7 protein-coding genes are annotated in these 4,642 nt (G+C 62.3%); 2 read left to right on the forward strand and 5 right to left on the reverse strand.

Translation table 11 applies throughout. From position 1 onward, the window contains the following. On the reverse strand, positions 1-1,440 hold a 1,440-nt coding region (locus DJ029_RS21310), incomplete at its 3' end, for a strawberry notch-like NTP hydrolase domain-containing protein (protein WP_198671240.1). A gap of 176 nt (positions 1,441-1,616) precedes the next feature. On the opposite strand from DJ029_RS21310, the gene DJ029_RS21315 reads away from it, so the two are divergent. Both DJ029_RS21315 and DJ029_RS21320 read left to right on the forward strand, forming a co-directional pair. Next, the gene (locus DJ029_RS21315) at positions 1,617-1,913 is read left to right on the forward strand and encodes a hypothetical protein (protein WP_112324472.1); all 297 of its coding nucleotides are present in this window, start codon (positions 1,617-1,619) and stop codon (positions 1,911-1,913) included. A 360-nt stretch (positions 1,914-2,273) separates the two neighbouring features. Further along, positions 2,274-2,888: an Abi family protein gene (locus DJ029_RS21320; RefSeq protein WP_232823174.1), complete on the forward strand. Its 615-nt coding sequence runs from the start codon at positions 2,274-2,276 to the stop codon at positions 2,886-2,888. A gap of 59 nt (positions 2,889-2,947) precedes the next feature. Here the strand turns inward: DJ029_RS21320 and DJ029_RS21325 are convergent, their stop codons facing one another. From DJ029_RS21325 to DJ029_RS22320, 4 genes are all read right to left on the reverse strand, one after another. Next, the gene (locus DJ029_RS21325) at positions 2,948-3,592 is read right to left on the reverse strand and encodes an antitoxin of toxin-antitoxin stability system (protein ID WP_112324473.1); all 645 of its coding nucleotides are present in this window, start codon (positions 3,590-3,592) and stop codon (positions 2,948-2,950) included. Beyond that, positions 3,585-4,004 (reverse strand): hypothetical protein, encoded by a 420-nt coding sequence (locus tag DJ029_RS21330; RefSeq protein ID WP_112324474.1) that lies wholly within the window; start codon positions 4,002-4,004, stop codon positions 3,585-3,587. The genes DJ029_RS21325 and DJ029_RS21330 overlap by 8 nt, the downstream gene beginning before the upstream one ends. Positions 4,005-4,079: 75 nt before the next feature. After that, entirely contained in the window at positions 4,080-4,277 is a 198-nt protein-coding gene (locus DJ029_RS21335; RefSeq protein WP_081874991.1) for a hypothetical protein, read from the reverse strand. A gap of 1 nt (position 4,278) precedes the next feature. Next, positions 4,279-4,642, reverse strand: a 364-nt coding sequence (locus DJ029_RS22320; protein ID WP_112324475.1) for a DUF6915 family protein, incomplete at its 5' end; no start/stop codon positions are given.

The following is a 4,642-nucleotide window of genomic DNA, read 5'->3' on the forward strand; positions in this document are numbered from 1 at the left end:
AGCGCCGTGAGCTGCGCCCGCGTAGATGACGGTCTCAAGCTGCGCGTCGGACAGCAGGCCGTCGCGCAGGATGGCCGCCGGAAGCTTGGGACGATAGCTCGGTTTCGGCGGAGCGACCGAGGCCATGGCCGCTGATTGCACCAGTTTGGTGGGATGCGAGGCGGCGCCGGGGATCTCGATCGCCTGCAGACGGAAGGTCTCGTAGATCGCGTCGGACAGCCGTGTCGTGTCTGCGTCCCCGGCGGCGTCGCGGAGTGCGTAGTCCAGGTCCTCGGCCTCGATTGACGTGCCGGTGTTCTCCGGTTGAGCCGCAGATGTCGCGCGGGAGCGGCTGGTGGTTGTGTGTGTGGCGCGGGCAGGACTTCCCGGGAAGAGGGAAGAGTGGCCCAGACCCGCATTTACGGCCGGTTCCAGTTCGCGGCGCGGCGGAACCTCTGCAGTGACCCGAGACATCAGATGCGCCACGTCCGGAGACAGGGGCTGGCGCAGGTCTGCGGTGATGCCGCCTGGCTCGCCGCCGCGGCATTTATCGAAGACAGAAATCCGCGTTTCGAAGCTGGTGCCGTGCTTGGCGAAAGCTGCGCCCGACACCGCGCCGGTGAAGATGAGATGGGCCGTCTCGGTCAGACGGCCGAAGGTCTCGGCCCAGGCCGGCGCATCCGGCGCGAAACCGGCCCCTGTGATGGCGACGAGCCGTCCGCCGGGGGCCAGACGCGCGAGGGCCGAACGCAGATGCCGGGCCGTCGCCTCGGTCGACCGACCATCGACATTGGCTCGGGCCGAGAAAGGCGGGTTTATCAGGATGACGCTCGGGCGGATCTCTTCGCCAAGGTGATCGTCGATCTGCGCGGCATCGAACCGCGTGACGGGGCGGCCCGGGAACAGCAGGCGCAGAAGATCGGCGCGGGTGTCGGCCAACTCGTTCAGCGCAAGACTGCCACCCGCGATCTCTGCGAGGATCGCCAGGAGTCCGGTCCCGGCGGACGGCTCCAAGACTAAATCGCGGGGCGTGATCTGTGCTGCCGCCACAGCCGCGAGCCCCATGGGCAGCGGCGTCGAGAATTGCTGAAAGCGCTCCATCTCTTCCGACCGCCGGGTGTGCGTGGGCAAGAGACCCGCCACCTTGGCGAGGATCGGCAAGAGCGCCGCAGGCGAGCCGGCACGCGCAAGCAGCGCCCGACCGAACTTTCGCAGAAAGAGGATCAGCGCCACCTCGCCCGCCTCATAGGCGAGCTTCCAGTCCCAAGCACCGGTCGCATCGGAACCGCCAAAGGCATGTTCCATCTCGCGGCGCAGGCGCAGCGCGTCGATCTGAAGCCCTTGCGCCAGATCGGGCTGCAGCGCTTCGGCAACAGCAACGATCGCAGGGGCAGGATTTGCTGCCAACGGGACAAAGGGCGCAGGCAAGGACGCCTGCGCAACAGGGGCAAGATGGGTCATCGGGAAACTCCGGAATGAAGGACAGGATCAGGCCCGGACACCCTCTCTCGGGCAGCCTCGGACCTGATCTTTCCCGGCTCGTCTCTCCCTCTCGCACCAAGGTGTTCCCGACGCTTGGCTTGATTTTGTTCTTGTTATGTTCTATTTTGGAACCAAGCTAAAAAGGGGGTTCCACCATGGAAAGCACCAAGCACGCCCTGCCCGTAACGCCCAAGCAGATTGCCTATGCGCGGTCGCTCGCCCTGCGCAACCGGACGCTCCTGCCCTGGGAGGTTCAGCAAGACCGGCGATCTTTGAGCGCTTGGATCGAGGCTCAGGCCCAGCTGAAACCGGTATCGGACATGGACCGGCTGCCCACGTCCAAGCAGGTGGCCTTCGCTGAAAAACTCGCCCGGATCAAAAGGCGCGCCGTTCCGGACGAATGCTTCCGCGACAAGGGGCTCTTGTCGAAGTGGATCGACGGGAACAAGTGACAGGAACGGGGCGCTCGCCCCCCGACGAACGGGGTCACAGGCCTGCGGTATCTTCACACGTCATAACTCTGAGCTTGGAAGAGCCATTCCTGGTGAAGGTCGACTAGAAGCAGAATAGTGGGATGACCAAGCGCCACCGCACCATATTGGGCTGAGAGTTTGCCTCGCCAAATCTTCTTGGATTTCCGTAAGTAGATGTATAAAAAGCGAAAACCCGCGAGGACCTGTAACGGCTGTCGCGGGCTTCTAAGGGTTTGAAGGCCTGACTTTGCCTTCGATTGCTCTCATATATGGGTATCTTCGCACGACTGTCAAGCGCAGTCTGACGGTACGCGAACAGTCGATCGGAGCATTAAGTATTTGGTAACAAATATAATTTCTCAAGAACGCCTCACGAAGTACCTCGTTGCTGCTGGTCACAATCCAGATCGCGCTCTGGCCCTCTATGGCTGGAACATTCAGCTCAGTGAGGCTTTCTTCCCTGTACTGAGCGCAGCCGAGGTCAGTCTAAGGAACATAATCGTCGCTCGCCTCATCGCGCTCTATGGTCCGCAATGGTGGGATGACCCTGCCTTTCTCTTGCAGATCAAGAGCGGCGGCAAGCGCATAGTAAAAACAGCACGCGACAAGCTCGTCACAACGGGCGCGGTTACCTCAGGGCGAATGACCGCAGAGCTCAATTTTGGATTCTGGGTGAAAATGCTGCTGCCAAGGCACGAACCCGTCTTCTGGGCAAATCTGCATGGAGAATTCCCTCACCTGCCGGGGCCTGTTTCCTATGCACAACTATACAAGCGCTGTGACGATGTCCGTGAATTTCGCAACCGCGTATTTCATCATGAACCAATTCTTCATCGAAATATCACCGCTGAGTATAGTCAGATCATGGAACTGATTAAATGGTTGAGCCCAGATAAAGCCATCTGGATCAAACAATATTCCCGGGTCATGACGGTCGTGCGGCAGAAGCCGTGAGCATTGCCGAAATCTGACAACAGACTAGCCCCCGCTTGTCTGCGTGGAACGAGATCAGCTCACCCAAACCGCCGCCCTCCTTCTGTGAACGTATACTCGTTGACGATGATCCCCTCCTCGATGGCCTCGTCCGAGGTGAGATGGTCGTATTCGACTTCAAGTTGGCGGTAGAGCCAGCGGGCCAGATCACGCAGCGCCTCGGTCACGACTTCTTCCGCGTCCTCAGTCGGCGGCTGCCAGGTCGCGCTGCCCCGCGTGACGTCGATCGACATGGTATATTCATGGTAATAGCGGCCACGTTGGCTGGCCTCCGCGGCGAGCTGGTAAAAATTCCGCCGCTGAATGGCCTGCAGCCGGTCGGCAATTCCATGCAACGTCACATCCGTCGGGGCATAGTACCGGATGCGCGCGGCAGCGCCCTTGGCGTGGGACCAGTAGCCTTCGAAACAGGCCCCGTCGCCCTGGCTCCAGAAGCCGGAAAACCAGATGCAGGGCTTGGCCCGCGTCCCGCCGCCCATCAGACGGACGGGGGTCGTCTTCAGGCGGATGCCGAGGAGCGCACAGACCCGCTCGAAATCCTCATAGACCGCGTCCCACCAATCGTCGTGGGGGCCAAGCTCGCGATACCAGCTGCGCGCCTTTTCCTTGGCCGCATCCGAGAGTTCGGGGAACTGGTAGACGGTGGTGCAGATGAGCTCAGGCATCGACGCCCTCCTCATTCAGCGCAGCGGCCAGCCATTCCTGGCTGCTGGTCCAGCCAATGGATTTGCGTGCGCCGAGATCGATGACATGCGCGCCGCCACCAAAGGCGTCGAGCCGCGGCCGGGAGCAGGTCAGAGCATACTGGAACCCCCAAAGGCCGGTGAGGTCGAGGTCTTCGGCGAGCCGCAAGACGAAGCGGATGACGGCTTCGACATCGCCGTGTTCGTCGTCATGGATCCAGAGGCTGCTGCCCTCGGGGGCATCCTGGTGCACGAGATCGAAGCCAGCGACATCTGGGTCGTCAGCGTCCTGATCCGCAGCGCGAAGTTCCTGAAACAGCGCGAGCGCGCGGGCGGCCTTGTCGGGGCTGCCGACGTCGATCAGGCATGAGAAATGGGTGAAGTAATCCGCCATGGGGACCTCCTGAATGGGGAAGACCCGGCCAGGAGGCCGGGCGATCGATTGGGATGAAGGGGTAGTTGGGAACGATCAGCCGGTCGGCGTGTCGCCCGCCGCCTGTCGTGCGGCATGAGCGCAGAGCATCTGCCGGTAGAAGCGCTTGCGCGCCAGCCGGAGACTGCAAACAGCACGCGTGTCGGGGTGTAGCGCCCGGACCGCCGCGCGAACCACTGCCAGTCGCGAAGCGGTCGGCGGCAAGCCAAGACGTCGATAAGTGGGATCGGTCATGTCACATGACCTCGACCACGGGCGAAGCGAGATGCGGATCGACCTGTGCCTCGATCCGTTCGGTCCGACCCATCCAGGGCTCGGGCCGGATGGCCTTCACCCAGTCGGCAAAACTCGGGATGAAGCCGAGGTCTTCCTTCACATGCTGCTCGCCGACCCACCGGGTCGGGATGATGCGTCCGGTCGAGAGGGTCAGGGTCGGCCCAAAGATGGTCTCGGCCATGAAGATACCCTCCGCATGGTGGCGCAGCGCGCGGTGCCGAAAATCGGCTGTGATCTCCTTGCTCTGGTCGAACCAGGAATGCACGGCGAGGTAGTCGTCGACCGTGCCGCCCCATTTCTTCACCGAGGACAGGGCGTGGTGG

Origin of the sequence: Oceanibium sediminis, from assembly GCF_003265325.1 — a bacterium.
Taxonomy (GTDB): Bacteria; Pseudomonadota; Alphaproteobacteria; order Rhodobacterales; family Rhodobacteraceae; genus Halovulum; species Halovulum sediminis.

Coding starts and splice junctions, on each gene's coding strand:
- DJ029_RS21335 (WP_081874991.1), bottom strand. CDS start 4,277: ATGACCGATCCCACTTATCGACGTCTTGGCTTGCCGCCGACCGCTTCG.
- DJ029_RS21330 (WP_112324474.1), bottom strand. CDS start 4,004: ATGGCGGATTACTTCACCCATTTCTCATGCCTGATCGACGTCGGCAGC.
- DJ029_RS21315 (WP_112324472.1), top strand. CDS start 1,617: ATGGAAAGCACCAAGCACGCCCTGCCCGTAACGCCCAAGCAGATTGCC.
- DJ029_RS21325 (WP_112324473.1), bottom strand. CDS start 3,592: ATGCCTGAGCTCATCTGCACCACCGTCTACCAGTTCCCCGAACTCTCG.